The organism is Stenotrophomonas indicatrix (assembly GCA_041545745.1).
GTDB lineage: Bacteria > Pseudomonadota > Gammaproteobacteria > Xanthomonadales > Xanthomonadaceae > Stenotrophomonas > Stenotrophomonas indicatrix_A.
In genome coordinates, this window is sequence record CP168152.1 from 203289 (window position 1) to 229183 (window position 25895).

Sequence of the window (25895 nt, forward strand, 5' to 3'; positions counted from 1 at the left end):
CTCTCCATGGTTTGCGGGCGTCGGGCAGGAAGGCCAACGCAGAACACGCCCCGCCCTCGATGAGGGGGAACGTCGTGATGAGCCGGTCGATTCCTTCGACCTCGCATAGGAAAACTCATCGGGACGGATGATGGCACAGATGCGACGGCGATCACAGGGGGGGCAGGGGGAGGCTCCCCCCAGAGAGCTGTGAACGGCGTCTCAGATCCTGCCGTCGCGCAGGTAGTCGAACAGTTCCGCATCGCCCTTCAGCCCCAGCTTGAGCATGGCATCACCCTTCTGGCGGCTGATGGTGCTGACGCTCTTGTGCAGCTGCAGCGAGATTTCCTTCACCGTCATGCCGGTGCCGAGCAGGCGCAGCACCTCCACTTCGCGCGGCGACAACGGCTTGCCGTCACCCTCGCGCATGCGCCAGCTGCCGGCTTCCTCCACCCGCTCGCGCAGGCTTCGGCTGATGTAGGACTGGCCGCGGTAGACCGCCTGGATCGCCTGCGGCAGTTCATCCATCGACGAACTCTTGTCGACCAGGCCGAGCACGCCGCTGTCGAGCACCATGCGCAGGATCGCCAGGTTGTTGGAAACGCTGAGCATGAGCACCGGCAGGTCGGGATGGCGGCGGCGGATCATGCCGATCATGGCGAAGCCATCGGCCTGGGGGCTGCCGGGCATCGAATAGTCGGTGACCAGCAGGTCGCAGGGCTGGGTGGTCAGCAGGGTCATCAGCGCCTGGGCGTTGTCGGCCTCGCCAACGACTTTGCCAACGCCGCTGGACTCGATGACGGCGCGGGTACCGATGCGGACCACGGGGTGATCGTCTGCGATGATGATGCGCAAGGTCATGCTCTAGTATGGCCACCGGCACGCCGGACCGCGACTATCGCGGTCCTTGGCAGGACTTCCAGGAGATCGTTGCAGATGCGCAGCTGGGCGGCTCGTGGACTGATCCTGTTGACGACCCTGCTGGCTCTGCCGGCGCTGGCCCAGTCCGCGTCCGCCCCGGGACCATTGCCGCTCAGTCCCCTGCAGCGCGAATACCTGGCCGCACATCCTGTTGTCGTTGTTGGACAGTATGACAGTGGCTGGCCCCCTTTTGAGTCGATCCAGGACGGGAAGCAGGTGGGCCTCGGCCCGGACTACCTGACGCTTTCGGCCCGTCAGCTTGGATTGAAGGTGGAGACGCGCCGCTTTGCAGACTGGCCCTCGGTGCTGGATGCGGCATGTCGCGGCGAGATCGACGTGGTAATGAACATCGCGCTCAGCGCCGAGCGTACCCGTTGCATGGTCTACACCGCCGCCTATGCCGAAGCACCGCTGGCCATGGTCGGGCGTCCCCAGGACCTGCGTGCTTCGGAGGCCCCCGATCTGGATGGCCTGCGCGTTGTGGTCGAGCAGGACTTCATGACCGGGCCGCAGGTGCGTGCGCGATTCCCAAGGGCACGACAACTTGTCGCAGACAACACGCTGACCGCCTTGAATATGGTCAGAGACGACAAAGCCGACATTTTCATCGGTAATGCCTACGTGGCAACGGAACTGATCGCCGCCGCCAAGTTGAAGGGTGTGGTGTTGCTGCGGCCCAGCGATCTGCCCCCCGAGCAGTTGCATTTCGGTGTGCCCAACAGCAAACAACCGTTGTCCGAAGCGCTGGATCTGGCGCTTGCCGCTGTCAGCGAAGCACAGCGCGACGCCCTCGCGCAGCGCTGGCTGCCACCGCCGCAGTGGTCGGCGTCGGCGCAGCTGGCGTTGAGCCAGGCCGAGAAACGCGTGCTGCAGCAGCCGTTGAAGATCGGCTTTGCGCCCAACGCCGCGCCGCTGTCGTTCGCCGACAGAGCTGGCAAGCCCAGTGGCCTGACCAATGAATACCTGCAGCGCCTGCTGCAGGCGGGTGCCAACCTGCAGGTTGAAAACAGCCATGACTGGTACGAGGTGCGCGAGAAGGCACGTCGCGGGGAACTGCAGGCGGTGATCGGCATTCCTGCCGATTCGCGCTATCTGGGGCCGGAATGGGTGTTCAGCCAGCCCTTCATCACCGTGCCCAACGTGATCGTCACCCGCACTGACAGTCCGTCGATGCTGGGCTTGTCGGACCTGGACGGCAAACGCGTGCTGCTGTCCGATCCGGAGCGCATCCGTGGCTACGTGCAGCAGCAGGCGCCGTCGGTGAAGATCGTCGCCGCGCGCAGTGCCGAGCAGGCCCTGCAGCGTCTTGCTGATGGCGAGGCCGATGCCTACGTGGGCAACCTGGCGCTGGTCGACCAGCTGCTGCGCAACCGCTTTCCGGGGCGCCTGCAACTGGCCGCCCCAGCCGGGTTCAACGACCAGCTGGCGCTGGCGGTGGAGCGCCGCCATGCGGCATTGGCCACCACCTTCGACCGCCTGCTGCTGCAGATGGGGCCGCGCCAGCGCGAGGCCCTGCGCGGCGATTGGCTGGCGGTGGAATACCGCGATGGGGTGGACTGGCGCACCCTGCTGCGTTGGGGCCTTCCCCTGCTGCTGGTGCTGGCCACTGCGGTGGCGGTGCACGGGCTGGGCCACTGGCGGTTGCGCCGCGAAGTGGCCGGCCGCCGTGAGCTGGAGCAGCGCCTGGCCGAGGTGACCGACAACCTGCCTGCCATCGTCTACCAGGCCCGCCGTGAAGCGGACGGTACCTTGAGTTTTCCCTTCATTGCCGGCGATGTGCAGTCGATGTTCGGTATCAGCCGGCAGCAGGCGGAGTCGGACGGGCAGGCGCTGCTGGCGTGCATCGATGCCGATGACCGCGAAAAGGTGTTGCGTGCGATGGAACGGGCGGCGCGCAATTTCGCACCGCTTTCCTTCGAGTTCCGTATCCATCGCGACGGCAGCGCGCCCTGCTGGGTGCGCAGCCAGGCCCATCCGTATTCCACCGAAGCGGGCGCGGTGACCTGGAGTGGTTACTGGGTGGACGTGAGCCAGGCGCGCGCGCAGGCCGACGCGCTGGCCGCGGCGATGGTCGAAGCCGAACAGGCAGCGGCAGCGAAATCGCGTTTCCTGGCTACCATGAGCCATGAAATCCGCACGCCGATGAGTGGTGTGCTGGGCATGCTGGAAGTGCTGGCGCATTCGCCGTTGGACGCCGAACAGCAACGCATCCTTGGCGTGATCGAAGACTCGGCGCAGATGCTGCGGCAGATCCTGGACGACATCCTCGACTATTCGCGGATGGAAGCGGGCGCGCTGCGGCTGGAGCCGGTACCGCTGCCGGTGCGGCCACTGCTGGAGGGGGTGCATCGATTGTTGTTGCCGCAGGCCACGGCACGTGGCCTGGACCTGCAGCTGGACATCGACGAACAGCTGGCCCAGGCCCATGAAGTGGATGGCGTGCGTTTTCGACAGATCGTGTTCAACCTGGTCAGCAATGCCATCAAGTTCACCATGAAGGGCTCGGTGCATCTGCAGCTGGAGGTGCTGGGGCCCACTGCGGAGGATGGCAGCCAGCCGCTGCGCCTGAGCGTGACCGATACCGGCATCGGCATTGCACCGGAGCAGTTGCCGACCCTGTTCGAACCCTTCACCCAGGCCGGTGCGTACATCCAGCGCGACCATGGGGGCACCGGGCTGGGCCTGAGCATCTGCCGGCGCCTGGTGCAGAAGATGGATGGCGAACTGAAGCTGGAAAGCACGCTGGGCGAAGGGACGCGGGTCGAGGTGCTGCTGTCGCTGGTGGAGGCGCGCAGCGAGGATGTGCTGGCGCTGCAGGCCGAGCATCAGCAGATCGCGCTGCTGCCCCCTGGTCTGCGCCAGGCACGGGTGATGGTCATTGAAGACCATCCCACCAACCAGGCGATGATGGCCTGGCGCCTGCAGCAGCTGGGCGTGCCGCATGTGCTGGTCGACGACGGGCAGCAGGCACTGGACCGGCTGGCGGAGGCGTCGGAATCCTTCGATCTGGTCATCACCGATTGCCGCATGCCGGTGCTGGATGGATTCGGCTTCACCCGCCTGCTGCGCGAGCGCGAGGGCCGCAACGGCCAGCCGCGGATGCCGGTGCTGGCGCTGACCGCCAGCGTGCTTGACGACGACGCACGCCGCTGCCGCGAAGCCGGCATGGATGACGTGCTGGCCAAGCCGTTGTCGTTGGCGACGCTGCGACAGGCGCTGCTGCGCTGGCTGCCGTGCGCCGGCGGTATGGAGGATGACCAGACTGTCGTGGACAACGACGATGAGTCAGATGGTGATGAGGAACTCCCCGACCTGGCGACCCTGCAGCGGCGCTTCGGTTCGCGCGAGATCGCCCGGCAGCTGCATGACAGCCTGATCAAGGCCAGCAACGAGGACATCGCGGCCCTGCAGCGCGCGCTGCAGGACAGCGACCGGGTGACGGCCGCGCTGCATCTGCATCGGCAGGCGGGCGCGCTGGGCGCAGTGGGTGCACGGGGCCTGGCCGATCGTGCCAACGCGCTGGTGGAACGGCTGCAGGCCGCAGGTGATGCCGAGATCGCAGCGGCGATCGCTGATGCCGGACAGTTCGTGGAGCATCTGCAGCACCAGCTGCAGCGCCAGGCTCACTGAGCCGCGCATTCCTGCAGGTAGGCGATCACCAGTGCGCGACGCTCCGCGCTGGGAAATGCGTTGTACATGCGGGTGCCGGGCACGAGATGGGTGGGTGACTGCAGGAACGTATCCAGCGTCTGCGCGCTCCACACGATGTCGGCGCGGCGCATGGCCTGGGAATAGCCGTAATCGGGCAGGCTGCCCGCACGGCGGCCGATCACCCCATGCAGGTTGGGTCCGTAGCGGTGGATGCCGCCGGCCTTGACGGTGTGGCAGCCGGCACACAGTTCGAACGCCTGCTGCATCGCCTGCCGGCGCGCCTGTTCCGGCGTGCTGGGCGCAGCCGGTGGGCGCTGGCACGCGCTGGTGGCCAGGGTCATGGCAACAACAAGAAGCAGATGAAAGGCGCGCATGGCGGGCAGGATAACGGTCGCACGCAACGTGGGGCTGCGACCGGCCGTCGCAGCCCCATCACCGGTCACATGCCGGAGTAGTTCGGTCCGCCGCCGCCCTGCGGGGTCACCCAGACGATGTTCTGGGTCGGGTCCTTGATGTCGCAGGTCTTGCAGTGCACGCAGTTCTGCGCATTGATCTGCAGCCGCGCATCGTTGCCGTCGCCGACGAACTCGTACACGCCTGCCGGGCAGTAGCGTGCTTCCGGACCGGCATACTCGGCCAGATTCACCTTCACCGGGATGCTCGCATCCTTCAGCGTCAGGTGGCTGGGCTGGTTCTCGTCGTGGTTGGTGCTGCTCAGGAACACCGAGCTGAGGCGGTCGAAGGTCAGCACGCCATCGGGCTTGGGATAGGCAATGCGCGTGTGCTTCGAAGCCGGCTCCAGGCAGGCATGGTCCGGGATGCTGTGGCGCAGGGTCCACGGCGGATTGCGCACGCCCAGCTTCGGCAGCAGCCACTGCTCGACGCCGGTCATCAGCGTGGCCACGGTCTGGCCCTTCTTGAACCACTGCTTGAAGTTCTTCGACAGCTTCAGTTCGTCGTGCAGCCAGCTGCTTTCAAAGGCGGCCGGGTAGGCGCTGAGCTCGTCGTGCTGGCGATCGGCCACCAGCGCGTCGAAGGCGGCATCGGCGCACAGCATGCCGGTCTTGATCGCCGCGTGGCTGCCCTTGATGCGGCTGACGTTGAGGTAGCCGGCCTCGCAGCCGACCAGTGCACCGCCGGGGAACACGGTCTTCGGCAGCGACATCAGGCCGCCAGCAGTGATCGCACGCGCGCCGTAGCCGATGCGGGTGCCACCTTCCAGATGCTTGCGGATCGACGGATGGGTCTTGAAGCGCTGGAACTCCTCGAACGGGCTCAGCCACGGGTTCTTGTAGTCCAGGCCGACCACGTAGCCGATGGCGACCTTGCCGCCGTCGGCGTGGTAAAGGAACGCACCGCCGTAGGTATCGGTGTCCAGCGGCCAGCCGGCGGCGTGCACCACCAGGCCCGGCTCATGCTTGGCCGGGTCGATCTGCCACAGTTCCTTGATGCCGATGCCGTAGGCCTGCGGATCCTTGCCTTCGTCCAGCTTGAAACGGCTGATCAGCTGGCGGCCGAGATGGCCGCGCGCGCCTTCGGCGAAGATCGTGTACTTCGCCTGCAGCGCCATGCCGCGTTCGAACGCCGGGCCGATGCTGCCGTCCTTTTCGATGCCCATGTCGCCAGTGGCCACGCCGATCACTGCGCCATCATCGCCGTACAGCACTTCGGCGGCGGCGAAGCCCGGGAAGATCGCCACTTCCAGCGCCTCGGCCTGCTGCGCCAGCCAGCGGGTGACCTCGCCCAGGCTGATGATGTAGTTGCCTTCGTTGTGGAAGCACTCGGGCAGCAGCGCGTGCGGGGTGGTGCGCGCGCCGGTCTCGCTGAGGAACAGGAACTCGTCGCGGGTGACTTTCTGCTTCAGCGGTGCGCCGCGCTCGGCCCAGTCCGGGAACAGTTCGGTCAGTGCGCGCGGGTCCATCACCGCACCGGACAGCACGTGTGCGCCGGGCTCGGAACCCTTCTCCAGCACACAGACCGACAGTTCACGACCGGCTTCGATCGCGCGTTGGCGCAGGCGGATCGCGGTGGCCAGGCCGGCCGGGCCGGCACCGACGATGACTACGTCGAATTCCATGACTTCACGCGGGGGCAGGGCGTTGGCTTCAGCACTCATCGATTGCATGACTCGTGGGTAGTGCCGGCATCGGGGCCACCGGCGGTTGCCTGGGAATCGCGCGTGCAGCCACGGGCGAAACGGTTGTTTGAATGTTGTCAGGGTACCGGGACGCGCGTGATCGAGCTAGATCGGCGATGTTCACACCGTGATTGCTGCAATGCAGCGTACGTGGCTTCGGTAGCCGCCAACCTTGGTTGGCGTGAGCGGAAACACCAGCGCCGACCAAGGTCGGCCTCTACCGGCACACCAAACCCACCCGGATGACCGACAATGGCCGGGTCCTGACTGCGTGTGAGTGCCATGGCCTTGGATCCGTACGACCTGTTCGATGTCCGTTCCCTGCTCAGCGAGGAAGAGCGCGCAGTCCAGGAAAGCGTGGCCCGCTTCACCAACGAGCGCGTGCTGCCGATCATCGGCGATGCCTTCGACCAGGCGCGGTTCCCGTCGGAACTGGTGCCGGAGATCGCTTCGCTGGGTCTGCTCGGCGCCACGCTGCCGGCTGAGTACGGCGGCGGTGACTTGGGCGCGGTCAGTTACGGGCTGATCTGCCAGGAGCTGGAGCGCGGCGATTCAGGCCTGCGCAGCTTCGTGTCGGTGCAGAGCTCGCTCTGCATGTATCCCATCTACGCGTACGGCAGTGAGGAACAGCGCCAGCAGTGGCTGCCGGCGATGGCGCGCGGCGAACTGATCGGCTGTTTCGGCCTGACCGAGGCGCATGGTGGTTCCGACCCGGCCAGCATGAAGACCCGCGCCGTGCGCGATGGCAGCGACTGGCGCATCAACGGCAGCAAGATGTGGATCACCAGCGGCCCGGTGGCTGACCTGGCCATCATCTGGGCGCAGACCGAAGACGGCATCCAGGGCTTCGTGCTGGAGAAGGGCATGCCCGGCTTCACCACCCAGGAAATCAAGCACAAGATGAGCCTGCGCGCGTCGCTGACCGGCGCGCTGTTCTTCGACGACGTGCGCGTGCCCGACAGCCACCGCCTGCCGAACGTGAAGGGGCTGAAGGGGCCGCTGGGCTGCCTGACCCAGGCGCGTTTCGGCATCAGCTGGGGCCCGATCGGCTCGGCCATCGCCTGCCTGGACGAAGCGCTGGGCTATGCCAAGGAGCGCGTGCTGTTCGGCCGTCCGTTGGCCGCCACGCAGAGCGCGCAGATCAAGCTGGCCGAGATGGCCCGGCGCATCACCATGGCGCAGTTGCTGGCGCTGCAGCTCGGCCGACTGAAGGACGCCGGGCAGGTGCAGCCGCAGCAGGTCAGCCTGGCCAAGTGGAACAACTGCCGCATGGCGATCGACATCGCCCGCGAGTGTCGCGATCTGCTGGGTGGCGCCGGCATCACCACCGAGCACGTGGCGATCCGCCATGCGCTGAACCTGGAATCGGTGATCACCTATGAAGGCACCGAAACCGTGCACCAGCTGGTGATCGGCCGTGAGCTGACCGGCATCAACGCGTTCTGACAGGAATCCACGCATTGCGTGGATCTACCGGGATGATGGTAGTCGCCAACCTTGGTTGGCGCTCCCGTGCCGACCAAGGTCGGCATCTACCAGACGATCATCCACGCGGGGCGTGGATCTACTGGCCGCCAGCAAACCCGTGCTGGCGCCACGCTTCGTACATCACAACCGCAACGGTGTTTGACAGGTTGAGGCTGCGGTTGTCCGGCCGCATCGGCAGGCGCAGGCGGCGACCATCGGGCAGGGCATCGAGCACGTCCTGTGGCAGGCCACGACTTTCCGGGCCGAACAGGAAGGCATCACCGTCTTCGAACGCCACGCTGTCATAGCGGACGCTGGCACGCGTACTCAGGGCGAACAAACGCTTCGGTGCGATCCGCGCCAGCACAGTGTCCAGGTCGGGATGCACCTGCAGGCGCGAGTACTCGTGGTAGTCCAGGCCGGCGCGCTTGAGCTGCTTGTCTTCCAGTGCGAAGCCGAGCGGCTCGATCAGGTGCAGCTGCGCGCCGGTGTTGGCGCAGAGCCGGATCACATTGCCCGTGTTGGGCGGGATTTCCGGTTGGAACAGGATCACGTGGAACTGGGGCGCGGCATTCATCGGCGCAGTGTACCTGCGACGGCCGCCGCCTTTACGACGCACGCCCTGCGCGGGGCAGGGCGGACGTCGCTTACGGGCGCAGCAGGACCTGGGCGGTTTCGGCAGCGAAGGCCTGCAGCTGGGCGGCGCTCGGACGCACCTGCAGGGCCGGCAGGTTGACGATCACCTGGTTGGCGACGCTGGTGGCGGCGGCGGCCAGGGTGGCGGCGTAGCGCTGGGCTTCCTGCTCGGCAGCCAGGGCGACACGCTGCTCCAGGCTCGGGCGCACTTCAACCGAGGCCAGGGTGGTGATCGGCAGCGCGGCGTTGACCGGGGCGGCGATGAAGCCGTCGCGCTCGGCCAGCTGGTCGACGCTGGGGCGCACTTCGACAGTGGCCAGGGTCGGGATGCCGCTGGCCTGTTCCCAGGCCTGCTGGACCCGCTGGTCGGCGGCCGGGCGGACCTGCACGGTGGACAGGGTCTTGATGGATTCGGAGGCCTGCACCGACGAAACAACCGCGGTGCCGGCAATCAGGGCGATGGCGATGGCAATGGTCTTGGCGTTCATGACGGGGCCTGTTTAGTGTTGGTGAGCAGTGGTGTGGTAGTAAGGTAGAACACCAGTTCTGGGGATGCAAGCGGAATTTTCGATTTCCGGCTTTTGTTCAGTCTTCAGTCAGGTTTTGTCTGAAGCCCTTGCTGGCGCAGGAAGGACAGAGCAATCCCCGTGCCAACTTTTAATCATTGATTCATAAGGGTTTTATGGCTCGCCGAAAGTGTCCGCAGGGCGGACACCTGTCCATTCGGGGGGCTGCGGACACTGTCCGGACGTGAATCACCGCGGTTCGTGACCCCGAAAAGTCGATCGCGATGGCCGATGCGGCCAATCACCCCCAGTGACTGGTGGCCGATACCGGTGGCCGCACGCCCGCGCTAGGATCGGGATTCACCTATGTGACCAAGGACCCGGATATGTCGCTCACCCTGCGCCCGCGCGCCGCGCTGCTCGCTGTTGCTCTCAGTACTGCTCTCGGCACGCTCGCGCCGACCTACGCGCTGGCGGCCAAGCCGGCCGCGACCAGCAAGGTCGACATCCCGTTCGAGCAGTTCACCCTGCCCAACGGCCTGCGGGTGGTGGTGCATACCGATCGCAAGGCACCGATCGTTGCGGTCAACATCTGGTATCACGTTGGCAGCAAGGACGAGCCCGCCGGCCGTACCGGCTTCGCGCATCTGTTTGAACACCTGATGTTCCAGAGCAGCGAGAACCACGACGGCGAGTACTTCGAGCCCTTCAAGCAGGTGGGCGCCACCGGCCAGAACGGCACCACCAATACCGACCGCACCAATTACTTCGAGAACGTGCCGACCACCGCGCTGGACATGGCGCTGTGGATGGAGTCGGACCGCATGGGCCATCTGGTCGGCGCGATCGACCAGGCCGCGCTCGACGAGCAGCGTGGCGTGGTGCAGAACGAGAAGCGCCAGGGCGAGAACCAGCCCTATGGCCAGGTGTGGGAACAGCTCAACCGCGCGCTGTATCCGGTGGGCCATCCGTACCACCACAGCGTGATCGGCTCGATGAACGATCTCAATGCCGCCTCGCTGGATGACGTCAAGACCTGGTTCCGCACCTGGTACGGCCCGAACAACGCGGTGCTGGTGCTGGCCGGTGACATCGATCTGGCCACCGCCAAGGAAAAGGCCGCCAAGTACTTCGGCAGCATCCCGGCCGGCCCGAGCATGGCGCAGCCGAAGGTGGACGTGGCCAAGCGCCCGGCCGACACCCGCGAGGTGATGACCGACAAGGTGCCGCAGGCGCGCATCTACCGCGCCTGGAACGTGGCCCAGGTTGGCACCACCGACGTCGACCAGCTGCAGCTGCTGGCCTATGTGCTCGGCGGCGCCAAGTCTTCGCGCCTGAGCCAGCGCCTGCAGCACCAGGACAAGCTGGTGGACAACATCAGCGCCGGCGCCTACGCCTCGCAGCTGGGTTCCAACTTCATGGTGATGGCCACGGTGAAGCAGGGCCAGGATCCGGCCAAGGTCGAAAAGATCATCGATGAGGAAATCGAGCGCCTGCTCAAGGAGGGCCCGACCGCCGAAGAGCTGGCACGCGCCAAGACCGGCTCCCGTGCCGGTTTCATCCGCGGCATCGAGCGCATCGGCGGCTTCGGCGGCAAGGCCGACGCGCTGGCCGAATGCACGGTCTACACCGGCGACCCGGGCTGTTTCCGCACCTCGCTGGCCAACATCGACAAGGCCACCGCTGCCGACCTCAAGCGCCTGGGCGCGCAGTGGCTGGACAAGGGCAGCCACACCCTGGTGGTCGAGCCGGGTGAACGCGTTGCGCTGAAGGAAGATCCCTCGCAGGCGCCGAAGCCGTTCAACGTGCCGGCGGTGGACAGCAGGTACAGCACCCTGCCCGAGCAGGTGGACCGCAAGGCCGGCGTGCCGCAGACCCGCGAATTCCCGCAGTTGAAGTTCCCGGCACTGCAGCGCGCCACGCTGAAGAACGGCACCCAGGTGGTACTGGCCGAACGCCATGAAATTCCGGTGGTGCAGTTCAGCTACCAGTTCCCGGGCGGCTTCACCGCTGACCAGGGGCGCAAGCCGGGCACCGCCAACTTCACCATGAGCCTGATGACCGAAGGCGCCGGCAAGCTGGGCTCGCTGGCCTTCGCCGATGCAGCCGACGCGCTGGGTGCGGACCTCGATGCGTCCGCCGGCCTGGATTCGGTGGACGTGGAACTGTCCGCGCTGAAGGAGAACCTGGTGCCGTCGCTGGCGCTGTATGCCAGCCTGCTGCGCGAGCCGCGCTTCGAGCAGAGCGAGATCGACCGGGTCAAGGCGACCTGGATCGCCGGCATCCAGCAGGAGAAGGTCAACCCGGGTGCGGTGGCGATGCGCGTGCTGCCGCCGCTGCTGTACGGCAAGGGCCACCCCTATGCGATCCCGTTCACCGGCAGCGGTGACGAAGCGGCGATCAGCAGCCTGGGCCGCGAGGACCTGGTCGACTTCCACCGCGACTGGCTGCGTCCGCAGGACGGCACCCTGATCGTGGTCGGCGATACCACCCTGGCCGAAATCGTGCCGCTGCTGGACAAGCAGCTGGGCGACTGGAAGGCCACCGGTGATGCGCCGACGATCAAGGCCACCACCGCCGTGGCGCTGCCGAAGAGCCCGCGCGTGTTCCTGATCGACCAGCCGGGCGCGGTGCAGGCCAACCTGTTCGCCGGCCAGGTCGTGCCGCCGTCCAGCGACGCCAGCTCGACCCGCTTCGACATCGCCAACGGTGTGATCGGTGGCGACTTCACCTCGCGCCTGAACATGAACCTGCGCGAGGACAAGCACTGGTCCTACGGCGCCCGCACCAGCGCCAGCAACACCGTGGGCCAGCGCCCGTGGATGGCGATGGCACCGGTGCAGATCGACAAGACCGGCCCGGCCATGGCGGAAATGCGCAAGGAGATCGCTGCATTTGCCGATGGCAGCAAGCCGGCCACCGAGGCCGAGGTCAACCGCATCCGCAACATCCAGACCCTGAGCCTGCCCGGCGCCTACGAGACCGCCAGCGCGGTGGCCTCGACCATCGGCACGATCGTGCAGTTCAAGCGCCCGGACGACTACGTGCTGCGCCGCAAGGCCGAGATCGAAGCGATGACCCCGGCACAGGTGCAGCAGGCGGCGGCGGAGATCAAGCCGCAGGCGCTGACCTGGGTGGTGGTGGGTGATCTCAAGCAGACCGAAGCGGCCGTACGCGCCTTGAACCTGGGCGAAGTGACCGTGATCGATGCCGAAGGCAACCCGGTCAAGAAATAAGGCAATGCGCCGGCCAGGGGTCGGATCCCTCCCCTCGGGAGGGCTCCGACCCCGTCGTGCTCTGGGGTCAGAGCCCCCTGCGGGGGATCCGACCCCGCCCCGGCTATCCCTGATTCAGACGGTTCAGGCACACTCCTGTCATTCCCTTCCAGGATCCTGCCCATGCGCGTTCTGCTGCTGTCGTCCCTGTTGCTCACCGTCACCGCCTGTACCTGGGTGCCGATCGAACCGGCCGGCAAGGCGACCCGCGTGCTGCCGGCAGGCCCGGTACCGGCGGGCTGCATCTCCAAGGGCGAAGTGGTGGTGACCGTGAAGAGCAAGGTCGGCTTCTACAACCGCAACCCGCTGCGCGTGCAGGAAGAGCTGGAAACCCTGGCCCGCAATGAAGCCCCGACCACCGGCGCCAACGCCGTGCAGGCCGCTGCGGCCCCGGCCGATGGCAGCCAGCGCTTCGCCGCTTTCCAGTGCCCGCCGCGCTGAATCCTTCACCATACGGCCAAGGCTGAATTCGTAAAGATGCGGTGAAGGCCCGGGGGGTTATAGAATAGCGCCCCCTTTGCCTGAGCCTTGGCGCTAACCTCGATGCTCTTCAAGAATGTCTCGATTGCCGGCCTGGCTCACGTTGATGCGCCGCACACGCTGACGACCAAGGAAATCAACGAACGGCTGCAGCCGACGCTGGATCGCCTTGGTATCCGTACCGATGTCCTCGGTGACATCGCCGGCATCCACGCGCGCCGCCTGTGGGACAACGGTGTCCTGGCGTCCGATGCGGCCACCATGGCCGGCCGCAAGGCACTGGAAGACGCAGGCATCGATGCGACGCAGGTGGGCCTGTTGATCAACACCTCGGTCAGCCGTGACTACCTGGAGCCGTCCACCGCGTCCATCGTGTCCGGCAACCTCGGCGTCAGCGACGAGTGCATGACCTTCGACGTCGCCAATGCCTGCCTGGCCTTCATCAACGGCATGGACATCGCGGCGCGCATGCTCGAGCGCGGTGAGATCGACTACGCGCTGGTGGTGGATGGCGAGACCGCCAACCTGGTGTACGAAAAGACCCTGGAGCGGATGACCGCGCCGGACGTCACCGCCGACGACTTCCGCAACGAGCTGGCGGCGCTGACCACCGGTTCCGGTGCGGCCGCGATGGTGATGGCCCGTTCGGAGCTGGTGCCCGACGCACCGCGCTACAAGGGTGGCGTGACCCGCTCGGCCACCGAGTGGAACCAGCTGTGCCTGGGCAACCTGGACCGCATGGTCACCGACACCCGCATGCTGCTGATCGAGGGCATCAAGCTGGCCCAGAAGACCTTCACCGCCGCCAAGATCGCACTGGGCTGGGCCGTGGAAGAGCTGGACCAGTTTGTCATCCACCAGGTCAGCCAGCCGCACACCGCGGCGTTCATCAAGAATTTCGGCATCGACCCGAAGAAGGTCATGACCATCTTCGGTGAGCACGGCAACATCGGTCCGGCCTCGGTGCCGATCGTGCTGAGCAAGCTCAAGCAGCTGGGCAAGCTGAAGAAGGGCGATCGCATCGCGCTTCTGGGCATCGGCTCGGGCCTGAACTGCTCGATGGCCGAAGTGGTCTGGTAAAAAAGTCACCGCTGACCTGCTGCGCGCCGTCCGCACGTGCCAGCCAATCGCTCGCGACGGACAGCGATGATGTTTCCAAGTGTCCAAGGGCCGGTTCTACCGGCCCTTTCTACAGGTGCGATCCGATGTCCCAGCTTCCCGGTTACCCCGCCCACCCGCAACGTTTCGAGGTTCGCCCCGGCCTGTCGATGAACTATCTCGACGAAGGCCCGCGCGATGGCGAAGTGGTGGTGATGGTGCACGGCAACCCGTCGTGGAGCTATTACTGGCGCACGCTGGTGGCCGGCCTGTCGGACCGCTACCGCTGCATCGTGCCGGACCATATCGGCATGGGCCTGTCGGACAAGCCCGACGACAGCCGCTACGAATACACGCTGCAGTCGCGCGTGGATGATCTGGATGCGCTGCTGAAGCATCTGGGCATCACCGGCCCGGTGACCCTGGCCGTGCACGACTGGGGCGGCATGATCGGTTTCGGCTGGGCGCTGTCGCACCACGACCAGGTCAAGCGCCTGGTGGTGCTCAACACCGCCGCGTTCCCGATGCCGGCGGCGAAGAAGATGCCGTGGCAGATCGCGCTGGGGCGGCACTGGAAGATCGGCGAGTGGATCATCCGCACCTTCAATGCGTTCTCCTCCGGTGCATCGTGGCTGGGCGTGGAGCGGAAGATGCCGGCCGATGTGCGTCGCGCCTACGTGTCGCCGTACAACAGCTACGCCAACCGCATCAGCACCATCCGCTTCATGCAGGACATCCCGCTGTCGCCGGCCGACAAGGCGTGGTCACTGCTGGAGCGCGCCGGCAAGGCGCTGCCGTCGTTCGCCGATCGTCCGGCCTTCCTCGGCTGGGGCCTGCGCGATTTCGTGTTCGACCACCATTTCCTGAAGGGCTTCCAGGCGGCGTTGCCGAAGGCGCAGGTGCATGCCTTCGAGGATGCCGGCCACTACGTGCTGGAAGACAAGCATGAAGTGCTGGTGCCGGAGATCCGGGCGTTCCTGGACGCGAACCCGATGTAACCGGATCCGGGGTCGGATCCCGGTAGTGCCGGCCGCTGGCCGGCAAGCGCGCAATGCGCGCCGGGTTCATGAGGTTGCCGGCCAGCGGCCGGCACTACCACTACGCCGCGATCGGGGCCTGTGGCGAGGGGCTGTTGCCGTTGTCGTCGGGGTGGTCGTCGTCGTTGTCCGCGCCATCGCGCCAGCGCCAGTCGGCCAGGGTCAGCGGATCCAGGCCATAGGCGATGCGCGCCTTGTCGCACTGCGGGCTGGCCTTGCCGTACTCCCATGACGCATCCACTTCGCGGCACACGCTGGGCCGGTTGGGGTGGATCGTGCAGCGCGAATAGACGCCGATCTGCGCATCCAGCGCCACGCAGCGCACCGGCTTGGAATGGGTGCCGCGCATGCACAGGCGATGCGGGTCGAGGACCTCGGTGAGCTGGTGCGGCACGCCGCCGGGGGTGACCTCGTCCGATTCCATCCAGTGGAAGGCCACGCGGTACTGGGTGCAGCAGGCGCCGCAGGTCATGCAGGGATGTTGCATGGGCAAGCCGCCTCGGGCGGCATCGGGAAAGGGACGAGGATGCGGATTTTCCACGCTGGCGGCCGCCGCGCAAGAAATTCCGTAAGCGGCGACAATGAACGGATGAACCGATCCTGCAACATCGCCGCGCGGCTGCCCGAGCTGGCGCGTGAACGCCCCGACCAGATCGCCATCCGCTGCCCGGGCCGCCGCGGCGCCGGCAACGGCATGGCGGCCTACGACGTGACCCTCGATTACCGCCAGCTGGACGCCCGCAGCGATGCGATGGCGGCCGGCCTGTCCGGCTACGGGATCGGCCGCGGGGTGCGTACGGTGGTGATGGTGCGGCCGTCGCCGGAGTTCTTCCTGTTGATGTTCGCCCTGTTCAAGCTGGGCGCGGTGCCGGTGCTGGTCGATCCGGGCATCGACAAGCGCGCGCTGAAGCAGTGCCTGGACGAGGCACAGCCGCAGGCCTTCATCGGCATCCCGCTGGCCCACGTGGCACGGCTGGCGCTGCGCTGGGCACCTTCGGCGACCCGCCTGGTCACGGTCGGCCGCCGCCTGGGCTGGGGCGGTACCACCCTGGCCGCACTGGAGCGTGCCGGCGCCAACAGCGGCGCGATGCTGGCCGATACCGATGGCGAGGACACGGCAGCGATCCTGTTCACCAGCGGCTCCACCGGCGTGCCCAAGGGCGTGGTTTACCGCCACCGCCACTTCGTCGGCCAGATCGAGCTGCTGGGCAGCGCATTCGGCATGGAGGCGGGTGGGGTGGATCTGCCGACCTTCCCGCCGTTTGCCCTGTTCGATCCCGCGCTGGGCCTGACCTCGGTGATTCCGGACATGGATCCGACCCGGCCGGCACAGGCCGACCCGGCGCGCCTGCATGACGCCATCCAGCGTTTCGGGGTGACCCAGCTGTTCGGCTCGCCTGCGCTGATGCGGGTGCTGGCGCGGCATGGGCGGCCGCTGCCGTCGGTGACCCGGGTGACCTCCGCCGGTGCGCCGGTGCCGCCGGACGTGGTCGCCACCATCCGCAGTCTGCTGCCGGCCGATGCCCAGTTCTGGACACCGTATGGCGCCACCGAGTGCCTGCCGGTGGCGGTGGTCGAGGGGCGTGAGCTGGAGCGTACGCGCGCGGCCACCGAGGGCGGCGCCGGCACCTGCGTCGGCAGCGTGGTCGCACCGAACGAGGTACGCATCATCGCCATCGACGACGCGCCGCTGCCGGACTGGTCGCAGGCGCGCGTGCTGGCCGTGGGCGAAGTCGGCGAGATCACCGTGGCCGGGCCGACCGCCACCGACAGCTACTTCAACCGTCCGCAGGCGACGGCGGCGGCGAAGATCAGCGAAACCCTGGCCGATGGCAGCGTCCGCATCGTGCATCGCATGGGTGATGTCGGCTACTTCGATGCGCAGGGGCGGCTGTGGTTCTGTGGCCGCAAGACCCATCGCGTGGAAACCGCGTACGGGCCGCTGTACACCGAACAGGTCGAGCCGGTGTTCAACGCCGTGCCCGGGGTGGCACGCACGGCGCTGGTCGGCGTCGGCGCAGCCGGTGCGCAGGTGCCGGTGCTGTGCGTGGAGCTGCAGCGTGGCCAGTCCGACAGCCCTGCCTTGCGCGAGGCGCTGCATGCCACGGCCGCCGCGCGGCTGCCCGAGCTGAAGCTGGAACACGTGCTGATGCATCCGGCGTTCCCCGTCGATATCCGTCACAACGCCAAGATCGGCCGCGAGAAGCTCGCCGTCTGGGCACGCGCCGAACTGGAGAAGCGCGCATGAAGATCCTGGTCACCGGTGGTGGTGGTTTCCTTGGCCAGGCGCTGTGCCGTGGCCTGGTCGAACGTGGCCACCAGGTGCTGGCGTTCAACCGCAGCCATTACCCGGAACTGCAGGCGCTGGGCGTGGGCCAGATCCGCGGCGACCTGGCCGACCCGCAGGCGGTGCTGCATGCAGTGGCCGGCGTCGATGCGGTGTTCCACAACGGTGCCAAGGCCGGTGCCTGGGGCAGCTATGACAGCTACCACCAGGCCAACGTGGTCGGTACCGACAACGTCATCGCGGCCTGCCGCGCCCATGGCATCGGCAAGCTGGTCTACACCTCCACGCCAAGCGTGACCCATCGTGCCACGCACCCGGTGGAAGGACTGGGTGCGGACGAAGTCCCCTATGGCGAGGACTTCCAGGCGCCGTATGCAGCGACCAAGGCCATTGCCGAACAGCGGGTGCTGGCCGCCAACGATGCGACCCTGGCAACCGTGGCATTGCGTCCGCGGTTGATCTGGGGCCCGGGTGACCAGCAGCTGGTGCCGCGCCTGGCCGAGCGTGCACGCGCTGGCCGCCTGCGCCTGGTGGGCGATGGCAACAACAAGGTCGATACCACTTACATCGACAATGCCGCGCTGGCGCATTTCCTCGCCTTCGAGGCGCTGGCACCGGGCGCGGCCTGCGCCGGCAAGGCGTACTTCATTTCCAATGGCGAGCCGCTGCCGATGCGCGAGCTGGTCAACAAGCTGCTGCAGGCGGTGGGTGCTCCCACCGTGGACAAGGCGATCAGCTTCAAGACGGCGTATCGCATCGGCGCGATCTGCGAGCGGCTGTGGCCGCTGCTGCGCCTGCGTGGCGAGCCGCCGCTGACGCGCTTCCTGGCCGAGCAGCTGTGCACGCCGCACTGGTACAGCATGGAACCGGCACGCCGTGATTTCGGCTACGTGCCGCAGGTCAGCATCGAAGAAGGACTGCGACGGCTGAAGGCTGCATCATGACGTTGGCATCACCGCGCTGAAGCCTTCATTACGCACAGAGATCGCCATCACCGGTTGCACACCGGCAGATGCGCAGGATGGACACAACGCCACCCACGGCCGACCACCTGCGAGGAGCACCATGCTGCATTACGCCGTCATCTTCTTTGTCATCGCCATCATCGCCGCCGTGCTCGGCTTCTCCGGCATTGCCGGCGCCGCCAGCAACATCGCCTGGATCCTGTTCGTGGTGTTCCTGGTGCTGGCCGTGATCTCGATGTTCCGCAAGCGCACATGATCGCTTGAATGGTAGTGCCGGCCGCTGGCCGGCAACCTCGACAGTTACCGGGTTGCCGGCCAGCGGCCGGCACTACCAGCGGGCTGTTACCGCACCGCGCTATGCAGCCCGCGATCGGCCTGGTGCCGTTCCAGCGCCAGTTCGATCAGGCGCGTGATCAGCGTGGTGTAGTCCACGCCACTGGCACCCCACAACTTCGGATACATGCTGATGCGGGTGAAGCCCGGCAGTGTGTTCACTTCGTTGATGACGATCTGGCCATCGGCGGTAAGGAACACATCGACCCGTGCCATGCCAGCGCACTCCAGCGCCTGATAGGCCTGCAACGCGATCTGCTGGATACGTGCCTGCGTTGCCGCATCGATTGCGGCCGGCACCACCACTTCAGCTCCGTCTTCGTTGATGTACTTGGTGTCGTAGGCGTAGAACTCGTCGTGCAGTACGACCTCGCCACAGACGCTGGCCTGCGGCCGCTCATTGCCGAGCACCGCACATTCGATCTCGCGGCCGACCACGGCCGATTCCACCAGGACCTTGTGGTCGTAGCGCAGCGCGGTCTGCAATGCCTCGGCGAAACCCTCTGCATCCTTGACCTTGCTCACGCCCACCGATGAGCCCTGGTTGGCCGGCTTGACGAACAGCGGCAGGCCAAGCGCTTCGATCAGCGCCGCGACATCGACCGCACCGGCTTCATGGCGACGGATGCACACCCACGGTGCCACCTGCAGGCCCGCATCACGCAGCAGGCGCTTGGTCACGTCCTTGTCCATGGCCACCGCCGAGCCCAGCACCGGCGAGCCGACGAAGGGCAGGTTGGCCATGCGCAGCAGCCCCTGCAGCGCACCGTCCTCGCCCAGCGGGCCGTGCACGATCGGCAACACCACATCGATCTGCCCCAGCGCGCTGCCCGCATCGGTCGGCTGCAGCTGCGCCTGCTCGGTGCCAGGCAACACCGCCAGCGCGGTACCGGAAGCATGCAGGGCGATGCGCGCCGGATCATCCGCATTGAGCAGGAAGGTGTCCGGCTGGCTCAGGTGCCACTGGCCCTGCTTGTCGATGCCGACCAGCACCGGCTCGAAGCGCTCCCGATCGAGCGCATCGAGAATGTTCTTCGCCGACTGCAGCGAAACTTCGTGTTCGGAAGACCTGCCACCGAAGATGATGCCGACCCGGGTCCGTGCCATGGAAGTGCGATGTCCTGTGCGTTGCGTGGCTGCATAGCATGAACCTTCATCGGCCTTCCGCGTGAGGCACAGATGAACCAGAAATCCAGTCGCGCGTGTCATCCACGCATGGCCTGGATCTACCGTGTCGACCAGGGTCGACACCCACCAACAGCAGCCGACCCCGTGCCGTTCCGACAGATCGCGGAGAACTGTCGAAGTCGGGGTGGGAGGGGCAGGCGGGATCGCAGGCGCCATGGATGGCGCCTACGAGCCCCCATGGATGGGTTTACGGCGTGTCCCGCCTGCCCCTCCCACCCCGACTCCCTCAGCAGACTGCTTCTGACGTTGACCTTGCATCTGCGGGTGCCGGGCGGCAGCCCGGCCCAAGCTCACCACCCACGCAGGTAGAATGCGCACATGGCTCTTTCCCTGCTCAAGTCCCTCAAGCCGGTCGCTGGCCGCGCGCTGCAGATCGCCCTGAACCGCGCGCTGGCGCTGGATCCGGATACCCGCCATGCACTGGCCAGCCTCGACGGTCGCCATATCGACCTGACCCTGGACGCACCGCCGCTGGCGATGCGCATCAGCGTCGACGGCAGCCAGTTGCGGGTGGGCCCGGTGGATGCACAGGAAGCCGACCTGGCCGTGCGCAGCAGCCTGGCCGGCGTGCTGGCGCAGCTGCCGCTGCTGGCGCGCGCCCGCCAAGGCGCTGACAATGGCAAGGGCCGCGTACGCGTGGCCGGCGACGCCGAGCTGGCGCGCCGCCTGCAGCAGCTGGCCAAAGGCTTCGACCCGGACTGGCAGCAGCCGTTCGTCAGCGTGTTCGGCGACGTGCTGGGCGTGCAGGTGGCCAACACCCTGCGCAGCGCCCTGCAGCACGCCCGCCAGGGCGCGATCGATCTGGCGCACAGCGCCGCTGAATTCATCACCGAGGAATCGCGCGACGTGGTGCCACGTGCCGAACTGGATGCCTTCCACGATGACGTGGACGTGCTGCGCGATGATGTCGAGCGCCTCGGCGCACGCGTGCAGCGCCTGCGGGGTGCCGCATGAAGGCGCTGCTGCGGGCCAGCCGCATTGGCCGGGTGATCCTGCGTTACCGCCTCGACGATCTGCTGCAGGACACGCCTGCAGAGCGCTGGCTGCGTCTGGCCAAGCCGTTCGTGCCGCGCGCATCGGCCGACATCGCCGCACAGTCGCGCGGTGCGCGCCTGCGCCTGGCGCTGCAGGACCTGGGGCCGATCTTCGTCAAGTTCGGGCAGATCCTGTCCACCCGCCGCGACCTGGTGCCGCCGGACGTGGCCAATGAGCTGACCCTGCTGCAGGACCGGGTCAAGCCCTTCGACGGTGACGCGGCGCGCCGCATCGTCGAGGAAGCACTCGGCCTGCCGGTCAGCGAAGCCTTTGCCAGTTTCGATACCGAGCCGCTGGCCTCGGCGTCGATCGCGCAGGTGCACGCGGCCACCCTGGCCGACGGTCGCCAGGTGGTGGTCAAGGTGCTGCGCCCAGGTATCGAGAAGCAGATCGACGCCGACATCGCCTTGCTCAACTCGTTGGCAACGCTGGTCGAACGCACGCATCCGCGCGCCGACAAGATCCGCCCGCGCGAAGTGGTCGCCGAGGTGGAGAACACCCTGGCGGCCGAGCTGGACCTGCAGCGCGAAGGCGCCAATGCCAGCGTGCTGCGCCGTTTCTGGGAGAACTCCGACGACCTGTACGTGCCGGAAGTGATCTGGAGTCATACCGCCGAGCGTGCACTGACCCTGGAGCGCGTGTGGGGCATTCCCTCCGATGACATCGCCGCGCTGGACAAAGCCGGCATCGACCGCAAGGCGCTGGCCGCCAAGGGCGTGCGGGTGTTCTACACCCAGGTGTTCCGCGACAACTTCTTCCATGCCGACGCGCACGCCGGCAACATCTGGGTCGACATCGATCCGGCACGCCGCGACAACCCGCGCTTCATCGCGCTGGACTTCGGCATCATGGGCCAGCTCTCGCAGGAAGATCAGTACTACCTGGCCGAGAATTTCATGGCCATCTTCAACCGCGACTACCGCCGCATCGCCGAACTGCACGTGCAGGCGCGCTGGATGCCCGACAACGTACGCATCGATGATCTGGAAGCGGCAGTGCGTTCGGTGTGCGAGCCGTACTTCACCCGCCCGCTGTCGCAGATCTCGCTGGCCGAAGTGCTGATGAAGCTGTTCCGCGTGGCCCAGCGCTACCAGTTGACGCTGCAGCCGCAGCTGATCCTGCTGCAGAAGACCCTGCTCAACATCGAAGGCGTCGGTCGCCAGCTCGATCCACAGATCGACATCTGGGCGGTGGCCAAGCCGGTGCTGGCGAAGATCCTGCGCGAGCGCTACAGCCCGCGCCGTGTCGTGCGCGAGATCGGCAAGCGCCTGCCGGAAATCATGACCCATGCGCCGGACATGCCGCGCCTGGTGCACGCCTGGCTGACCCAGCAGGTGGAAGGTCGCCATGAACTGGCGATGCGCTCGCGTGATCTGGTTGCGCTGGACGCCAGCGTGCAGCGCTTGCAGAAGCATGCGGTCGGTGCGATCACCGGCGTCGGCCTGCTGGCGATCGCCGCATTGATGTACGTGCTGCAGCCGCCGGGCTGGTACTGGGGCGAGGTGCCGGCGTGGAGCTGGGTGTCCGGTGCGGTTGGCGTGTTCGCACTGGCACGCGCGTGGTGGCGATGAGTGATGCGCTGAGCGCGCTCAAACACGAGCTCGCGCAGTTCGGCAGCGACAACGATGCGCGCGAAACCGAGCGTGGCCGGCGCATGCTGAACATCACCGCCGATACCGGTGAACTGCTGTCGGTGCTGGTGCGATTCGGCAATGCCCGTCGCGTGCTGGAGATCGGCACGTCCAATGGCTATTCCACGTTGTGGCTGGCCGAGGCCGCCGCTGCCATTGATGGCAGGGTGACCACGCTGGAGTTCGCCGCCGACAAGGTGGCGATGGCCCGCGCGAATTTCGCCCGCAGTGGATTGGGTGAGCGCATCGACCTGGTCCACGCTGATGCCGGGCCGTGGCTGGCGCAGGCGGCCGATGGCTGCATCGACCTGCTGTTCCTGGATTCGGATCGCGCGCAGTACGCAGGCTGGTGGCCGCAGCTGCGCCGTGTACTGCGTCCCGGGGGTCTGCTGGTGGTCGACAACGCCACCTCGCATGCAGAGCAGATGGAGCCGCTGCGCGCGCTGCTGGCTGTCGATGCGGCGTTCACCACCAGTCTGGTGCCGATGGGCAATGGCGAGCTGCTGGCGCTGCGTAGCGCCTGACCTGGCGTCGCCCCGCCAACGGCCGGCCGCTCGCCTGCTCCGGTAGTGCCGGCCGCTGGCCGGCAATCGCTTTCATCGTGTGACCCCAACGTTGCCGGCCAGCGGCCGGCACTACCCTATTCAGCGTGCCATCCGGATAATCGCGCGGTGAGTACCGAACCTGACACCCTCGCTGCGGTCGAGATTGAAACCGCGCCCCTGCAGCTGCTGCACCTGGATGAACGGCTGGCCGTGGTCAACAAGCCGGCCGGGCTGATGGTCCACGACAGCAAGCTGGCCCGTGGCGAAGATGATTTCCTCGCCGATCGCCTGCGCGAGCAGCTGGGTCGGCCGATCTTCCTGGTCCATCGTCTGGATCGCGCCACCAGCGGCTGCCTGCTGCTGGCTTTCGACCGCGACGCCGCCAGCATGCTGGGCAAGGCGCTGATGGGCGGCGAGGTGAGCAAGGATTATCTGGCGATCTGCCGCGGCTGGCCGGCCGAGGAGACCTGGCAGGTCGACCATGATCTGGACGGCGGTCCGGGCAAGCCGGTGAAGAAGCCGGCGGTCACCGACTTCCAGCGTCTGGCTGCCGGCGAACTGTCGGTGCCGGTGGGTGAGTTCGCCAGTTCGCGCTACGCGCTGCTGCGCTGCCAGCCGCAGACGGGGCGCTTCCGGCAGATCCGCCGACATCTGAAGCACCTGTCACATCACCTGATCGGCGATACCAGCCATGGTGATGGCCGGCACAACCGCAACTTCCGCATGCAGGGTGTGCACCGCATGCTGCTGCATGCCGAGCGGCTGCGCTTCCCGCATCCGGATGGCGGCACGGTGGACGTGCGCGCCCCGGTTGATGGTGAATTCCAGAAGGCGCTGGACCTGTTCGGCTGGCAGGTGCCGTAGCGGTAGCGCCGGGCCATGCCCGGCGGCTTCTGCGATGAAACGGCCGCGCTTCGCGCTCGCCGGGCATGGCCCGGCGCTACCGCCTCACTTCTTTTCAGGCTCGTTGACGATCACTTCCAGATCCTTCTGCAGATCTGCGAACAGCGGCTGCATGCGCGTCTGGATCGCCACCATCACGTTCTGCATCAGTGCCGGGGTCTTGTCGAGCAGGCTCTGCCCAGCCGGGCTCTCGTAGAACTCGGCCATGGCCAGCACGTCTTCCTTGCTGAAGGTCTTCTTGTACAGGTCCACGTACATCGGCCGCAGCTGCTGCCACGACAGTGCCTGGCGCAGGGTCTGGCTGGTACGGGCCTGGATGCGCTGCAGCTGTTCCTGCTGCTGGTCATTGAGCTGGCGCTGTGCGGCCACCTGCTGGAACTGCTGCTGCTGCATCGCTTCGATCTGCGGCAGCATGGTGTCGATCATGCTCTGCGCACGCGAGGCCGACAGCAGGCGGTTGATGTCGCCATCGGTGGGGGCTGCGGCCAGCACCGGCGCGCTTGCTGCGGCCAGCACCAGCAGCAGGGTTGCGCGGTGCAACACGGAGGGAACGAAGCGGATCATGCGGAGCGTCCTGCAGTACACGGGACGGCAAGCATACCCCCGGCAAAGGCGAAGGCGGCGTGTTCGGTGCCTGATCGGCGGCATACGGTGCGCGATGGCAGCCACGGCAACGCGCCTGCCGCTACAATGCGCGGATGGGCAATGGACCGGTCACCATCAGCGCGCAGCTTGAAATCCCCGACGGCGAGATCGTCGAGCGTTTCGTGCGCGCCAGTGGTGCCGGTGGCCAGAACGTCAACAAGGTCTCCACCGCGGTGGAACTGCGTTTCGATGTGGCCGGTTCGCCCTCGTTGCCCGAACCGTTGCGCGAGCGCCTGTTGGCGCGGCGCGACCGGCGAATGACCGGCGAAGGTGTGCTGGTCATCGACGCGCAACGTTTCCGGACCCAGGATCGCAATCGCGAGGATGCGCGCGAGCGGCTGGCGGCCTTCATCCAGGCCGGGCTGAGCGTGCCCAAACCACGCAAGGCCACCAAGCCGACCTTCGGGTCGAAACTGCGTCGTCTGGACGCCAAACGCGGGCGCGCGCAGATCAAGCGCGGGCGCTCATCACGTGACTGGGAGTGATTGCTTGAACAACCCGACGCCGTTGCTGCCGGCCATTCCGCCGAACATGCCGCAGGTCAGACCCAACCGTTTCCTGCGCTGGCTGGCGCGCTGCACGTTGCGCATGGGCGGCTGGAAGGTGACCGGCACCCTGCCGGACATCCCGAGGCTGGTGTTCATCATCGCCCCGCATTCCTCCAACTGGGACGGCCTGTGGGGCATGGCGGCGAAGATCGCGCTGGGCATGAAGGTGAAGGTGCTGGGCAAGGCCTCGCTGTTCTGGTGGCCGCTGGGTCCGCTGCTGCACAAGCTGGGCGTGATCCCGCTCGATCGCAGCTCGCCGCAGGGCACCGTCGGCCAGGCCGTGGATCTGCTGCGCGACAACGAGAAGATGTGGTTCGCGATCACCCCTGAAGGCACCCGCAAGGCCGTCAAGGAATGGAAGGCCGGTTTCCTGAAGATCGCGCGGATGGCCGACGTGCCGATCCTGGCGGCGTACTTCCACTACCCGGAGAAGATCATCGGCATCGGTCCGGTGTTCACGCCGACCGGCGATGACGCCGCCGACATGGCCGCCATCCGCGAGTTCTACCGGCCGTGGATCGGCAAGACCCGCGGCACGGTCTGAGCCGATCGCTGCCGGCAGCGTAGACGCCACGTCCGGCACATGCCGGGCGCCCGTGACAGGAGTAGGGTGGACGGCTGCCATCCC

At 66.9% G+C, this 25895-nt stretch carries 23 protein-coding genes; 15 read left to right on the plus strand and 8 right to left on the minus strand.

Features of this window, described 5'->3' with window-relative positions:
• Positions 1 to 201: 201 nt before the first annotated feature.
• On the minus strand, positions 202 to 840 hold the full coding sequence (locus ACEF39_RS00870) for a response regulator (RefSeq protein ID WP_100554383.1): 639 nt from the start codon (positions 838 to 840) through the stop codon (positions 202 to 204).
• A gap of 75 nt (positions 841 to 915) precedes the next feature.
• Here ACEF39_RS00870 and ACEF39_RS00875 point away from each other — a divergent pair, with 75 nt between their 5' ends.
• Entirely contained in the window at positions 916 to 4530 is a 3615-nt protein-coding gene (locus ACEF39_RS00875) for an ATP-binding protein (RefSeq protein ID WP_500286632.1), read from the plus strand.
• On the opposite strand, the gene ACEF39_RS00880 is transcribed toward ACEF39_RS00875, so the two are convergent.
• Together ACEF39_RS00880 and ACEF39_RS00885 are read right to left on the minus strand one after the other, a co-directional pair.
• Positions 4524 to 4925, minus strand: coding sequence for a c-type cytochrome (locus tag ACEF39_RS00880; protein ID WP_500286633.1), 402 nt, complete (start codon positions 4923 to 4925; stop codon positions 4524 to 4526). The genes ACEF39_RS00875 and ACEF39_RS00880 overlap by 7 nt on opposite strands.
• 65 nt (positions 4926 to 4990) lie before the next feature.
• Positions 4991 to 6667 (minus strand): electron transfer flavoprotein-ubiquinone oxidoreductase, encoded by a 1677-nt coding sequence (locus tag ACEF39_RS00885; protein ID WP_500286634.1) that lies wholly within the window; start codon positions 6665 to 6667, stop codon positions 4991 to 4993.
• Positions 6668 to 6970: 303 nt separating this feature from the next.
• Between ACEF39_RS00885 and ACEF39_RS00890 the strand changes: the two genes are divergently transcribed.
• Positions 6971 to 8134 carry an acyl-CoA dehydrogenase family protein gene (locus ACEF39_RS00890; protein ID WP_500286635.1) on the plus strand — a complete coding sequence of 388 codons (1164 nt, stop codon included), beginning with the start codon at positions 6971 to 6973 and terminating at the stop codon, positions 8132 to 8134.
• Positions 8135 to 8252: 118 nt separating this feature from the next.
• Here ACEF39_RS00890 and ACEF39_RS00895 read toward each other — a convergent pair whose 3' ends face one another.
• Positions 8253 to 8732 carry a tRNA (cytidine(34)-2'-O)-methyltransferase gene (locus tag ACEF39_RS00895; protein WP_500286636.1) on the minus strand — a complete coding sequence of 160 codons (480 nt, stop codon included), beginning with the start codon at positions 8730 to 8732 and terminating at the stop codon, positions 8253 to 8255.
• A 70-nt stretch (positions 8733 to 8802) separates the two neighbouring features.
• Complete coding sequence (locus ACEF39_RS00900; RefSeq protein ID WP_500286637.1) at positions 8803 to 9279, minus strand: XAC0231 family protein; 477 nt, start codon at positions 9277 to 9279, stop codon at positions 8803 to 8805.
• Positions 9280 to 9683: 404 nt separating this feature from the next.
• Between ACEF39_RS00900 and ACEF39_RS00905 the strand changes: the two genes are divergently transcribed.
• The 4 genes from ACEF39_RS00905 (at position 9684) to ACEF39_RS00920 (ending at position 15148) form a co-directional block, all read left to right on the plus strand.
• Positions 9684 to 12533, plus strand: coding sequence for a M16 family metallopeptidase (locus ACEF39_RS00905; RefSeq protein ID WP_500286638.1), 2850 nt, complete (start codon positions 9684 to 9686; stop codon positions 12531 to 12533).
• Positions 12534 to 12695: 162 nt separating this feature from the next.
• Complete coding sequence (locus ACEF39_RS00910; protein WP_025875855.1) at positions 12696 to 13013, plus strand: DUF4156 domain-containing protein; 318 nt, start codon at positions 12696 to 12698, stop codon at positions 13011 to 13013.
• A gap of 102 nt (positions 13014 to 13115) precedes the next feature.
• Positions 13116 to 14132 (plus strand): 3-oxoacyl-ACP synthase III, encoded by a 1017-nt coding sequence (locus tag ACEF39_RS00915; protein WP_025875853.1) that lies wholly within the window; start codon positions 13116 to 13118, stop codon positions 14130 to 14132.
• A 125-nt stretch (positions 14133 to 14257) separates the two neighbouring features.
• The gene (locus ACEF39_RS00920; RefSeq protein ID WP_500286639.1) at positions 14258 to 15148 is read left to right on the plus strand and encodes an alpha/beta fold hydrolase; all 891 of its coding nucleotides are present in this window, start codon (positions 14258 to 14260) and stop codon (positions 15146 to 15148) included.
• A gap of 100 nt (positions 15149 to 15248) precedes the next feature.
• Here ACEF39_RS00920 and ACEF39_RS00925 read toward each other — a convergent pair whose 3' ends face one another.
• Positions 15249 to 15674 carry a YkgJ family cysteine cluster protein gene (locus ACEF39_RS00925; RefSeq protein ID WP_025875849.1) on the minus strand — a complete coding sequence of 142 codons (426 nt, stop codon included), beginning with the start codon at positions 15672 to 15674 and terminating at the stop codon, positions 15249 to 15251.
• 102 nt (positions 15675 to 15776) lie between these two features.
• Between ACEF39_RS00925 and oleC the strand changes: the two genes are divergently transcribed.
• The 3 genes from oleC (at position 15777) to ACEF39_RS00940 (ending at position 18695) form a co-directional block, all read left to right on the plus strand.
• Entirely contained in the window at positions 15777 to 17435 is a 1659-nt protein-coding gene (oleC, locus tag ACEF39_RS00930) for an olefin beta-lactone synthetase (protein ID WP_500286640.1), read from the plus strand.
• The gene (gene oleD / locus ACEF39_RS00935) at positions 17432 to 18418 is read left to right on the plus strand and encodes a 2-alkyl-3-oxoalkanoate reductase (RefSeq protein WP_089241578.1); all 987 of its coding nucleotides are present in this window, start codon (positions 17432 to 17434) and stop codon (positions 18416 to 18418) included. Before oleC ends, oleD begins: the two co-directional genes overlap by 4 nt.
• A 121-nt stretch (positions 18419 to 18539) precedes the next feature.
• Complete coding sequence (locus tag ACEF39_RS00940; protein WP_025875842.1) at positions 18540 to 18695, plus strand: DUF1328 domain-containing protein; 156 nt, start codon at positions 18540 to 18542, stop codon at positions 18693 to 18695.
• Positions 18696 to 18781: 86 nt separating this feature from the next.
• Here ACEF39_RS00940 and ddlA read toward each other — a convergent pair whose 3' ends face one another.
• On the minus strand, positions 18782 to 19879 hold the full coding sequence (gene ddlA / locus ACEF39_RS00945) for a D-alanine--D-alanine ligase (RefSeq protein WP_500286641.1): 1098 nt from the start codon (positions 19877 to 19879) through the stop codon (positions 18782 to 18784).
• A 399-nt stretch (positions 19880 to 20278) separates the two neighbouring features.
• Here ddlA and ACEF39_RS00950 point away from each other — a divergent pair, with 399 nt between their 5' ends.
• From ACEF39_RS00950 to ACEF39_RS00965, 4 genes are all read left to right on the plus strand, one after another.
• A complete protein-coding gene (locus ACEF39_RS00950) occupies positions 20279 to 20914 on the plus strand; it encodes a ubiquinone biosynthesis accessory factor UbiJ (RefSeq protein WP_500286642.1) in 636 nt (211 codons plus the stop codon).
• The gene (ubiB, locus tag ACEF39_RS00955) at positions 20911 to 22566 is read left to right on the plus strand and encodes a ubiquinone biosynthesis regulatory protein kinase UbiB (protein WP_500286643.1); all 1656 of its coding nucleotides are present in this window, start codon (positions 20911 to 20913) and stop codon (positions 22564 to 22566) included. The genes ACEF39_RS00950 and ubiB overlap by 4 nt, the downstream gene beginning before the upstream one ends.
• A complete protein-coding gene (locus tag ACEF39_RS00960) occupies positions 22563 to 23150 on the plus strand; it encodes an O-methyltransferase (RefSeq protein WP_500286644.1) in 588 nt (195 codons plus the stop codon). The genes ubiB and ACEF39_RS00960 overlap by 4 nt, the downstream gene beginning before the upstream one ends.
• Before the next feature lie 147 nt (positions 23151 to 23297).
• Positions 23298 to 24035, plus strand: a complete 738-nt coding sequence (locus ACEF39_RS00965) for a pseudouridine synthase (protein WP_346586798.1) — start codon at positions 23298 to 23300, stop codon at positions 24033 to 24035.
• Between the two features lie 84 nt (positions 24036 to 24119).
• On the opposite strand, the gene ACEF39_RS00970 is transcribed toward ACEF39_RS00965, so the two are convergent.
• The gene (locus ACEF39_RS00970; RefSeq protein ID WP_500286645.1) at positions 24120 to 24638 is read right to left on the minus strand and encodes a DUF2059 domain-containing protein; all 519 of its coding nucleotides are present in this window, start codon (positions 24636 to 24638) and stop codon (positions 24120 to 24122) included.
• Positions 24639 to 24772: 134 nt separating this feature from the next.
• On the opposite strand from ACEF39_RS00970, the gene arfB reads away from it, so the two are divergent.
• Entirely contained in the window at positions 24773 to 25204 is a 432-nt protein-coding gene (gene arfB, locus ACEF39_RS00975) for an alternative ribosome rescue aminoacyl-tRNA hydrolase ArfB (protein ID WP_089241560.1), read from the plus strand.
• A gap of 4 nt (positions 25205 to 25208) precedes the next feature.
• A complete protein-coding gene (locus ACEF39_RS00980) occupies positions 25209 to 25811 on the plus strand; it encodes a lysophospholipid acyltransferase family protein (protein ID WP_099819569.1) in 603 nt (200 codons plus the stop codon).
• The last annotated feature ends 84 nt before the right edge of the window (positions 25812 to 25895 follow it).

Bases quoted from the DNA above. Each gene is read 5' to 3' on its own strand.
- ACEF39_RS00870 (WP_100554383.1), bottom strand. From the start codon at position 840: ATGACCTTGCGCATCATCATCGCAGACGATCACCCCGTGGTCCGCATC.
- ACEF39_RS00875 (WP_500286632.1), top strand. From the start codon at position 916: ATGCGCAGCTGGGCGGCTCGTGGACTGATCCTGTTGACGACCCTGCTG.
- ACEF39_RS00880 (WP_500286633.1), bottom strand. From the start codon at position 4,925: ATGCGCGCCTTTCATCTGCTTCTTGTTGTTGCCATGACCCTGGCCACC.
- ACEF39_RS00885 (WP_500286634.1), bottom strand. From the start codon at position 6,667: ATGAGTGCTGAAGCCAACGCCCTGCCCCCGCGTGAAGTCATGGAATTC.
- ACEF39_RS00890 (WP_500286635.1), top strand. From the start codon at position 6,971: ATGGCCTTGGATCCGTACGACCTGTTCGATGTCCGTTCCCTGCTCAGC.
- ACEF39_RS00895 (WP_500286636.1), bottom strand. From the start codon at position 8,732: ATGAATGCCGCGCCCCAGTTCCACGTGATCCTGTTCCAACCGGAAATC.
- ACEF39_RS00900 (WP_500286637.1), bottom strand. From the start codon at position 9,279: ATGAACGCCAAGACCATTGCCATCGCCATCGCCCTGATTGCCGGCACC.
- ACEF39_RS00905 (WP_500286638.1), top strand. From the start codon at position 9,684: ATGTCGCTCACCCTGCGCCCGCGCGCCGCGCTGCTCGCTGTTGCTCTC.
- ACEF39_RS00910 (WP_025875855.1), top strand. From the start codon at position 12,696: ATGCGCGTTCTGCTGCTGTCGTCCCTGTTGCTCACCGTCACCGCCTGT.
- ACEF39_RS00915 (WP_025875853.1), top strand. From the start codon at position 13,116: ATGCTCTTCAAGAATGTCTCGATTGCCGGCCTGGCTCACGTTGATGCG.
- ACEF39_RS00920 (WP_500286639.1), top strand. From the start codon at position 14,258: ATGTCCCAGCTTCCCGGTTACCCCGCCCACCCGCAACGTTTCGAGGTT.
- ACEF39_RS00925 (WP_025875849.1), bottom strand. From the start codon at position 15,674: ATGCAACATCCCTGCATGACCTGCGGCGCCTGCTGCACCCAGTACCGC.
- oleC (WP_500286640.1), top strand. From the start codon at position 15,777: ATGAACCGATCCTGCAACATCGCCGCGCGGCTGCCCGAGCTGGCGCGT.
- oleD (WP_089241578.1), top strand. From the start codon at position 17,432: ATGAAGATCCTGGTCACCGGTGGTGGTGGTTTCCTTGGCCAGGCGCTG.
- ACEF39_RS00940 (WP_025875842.1), top strand. From the start codon at position 18,540: ATGCTGCATTACGCCGTCATCTTCTTTGTCATCGCCATCATCGCCGCC.
- ddlA (WP_500286641.1), bottom strand. From the start codon at position 19,879: ATGGCACGGACCCGGGTCGGCATCATCTTCGGTGGCAGGTCTTCCGAA.
- ACEF39_RS00950 (WP_500286642.1), top strand. From the start codon at position 20,279: ATGGCTCTTTCCCTGCTCAAGTCCCTCAAGCCGGTCGCTGGCCGCGCG.
- ubiB (WP_500286643.1), top strand. From the start codon at position 20,911: ATGAAGGCGCTGCTGCGGGCCAGCCGCATTGGCCGGGTGATCCTGCGT.
- ACEF39_RS00960 (WP_500286644.1), top strand. From the start codon at position 22,563: ATGAGTGATGCGCTGAGCGCGCTCAAACACGAGCTCGCGCAGTTCGGC.
- ACEF39_RS00970 (WP_500286645.1), bottom strand. From the start codon at position 24,638: ATGATCCGCTTCGTTCCCTCCGTGTTGCACCGCGCAACCCTGCTGCTG.
- arfB (WP_089241560.1), top strand. From the start codon at position 24,773: ATGGGCAATGGACCGGTCACCATCAGCGCGCAGCTTGAAATCCCCGAC.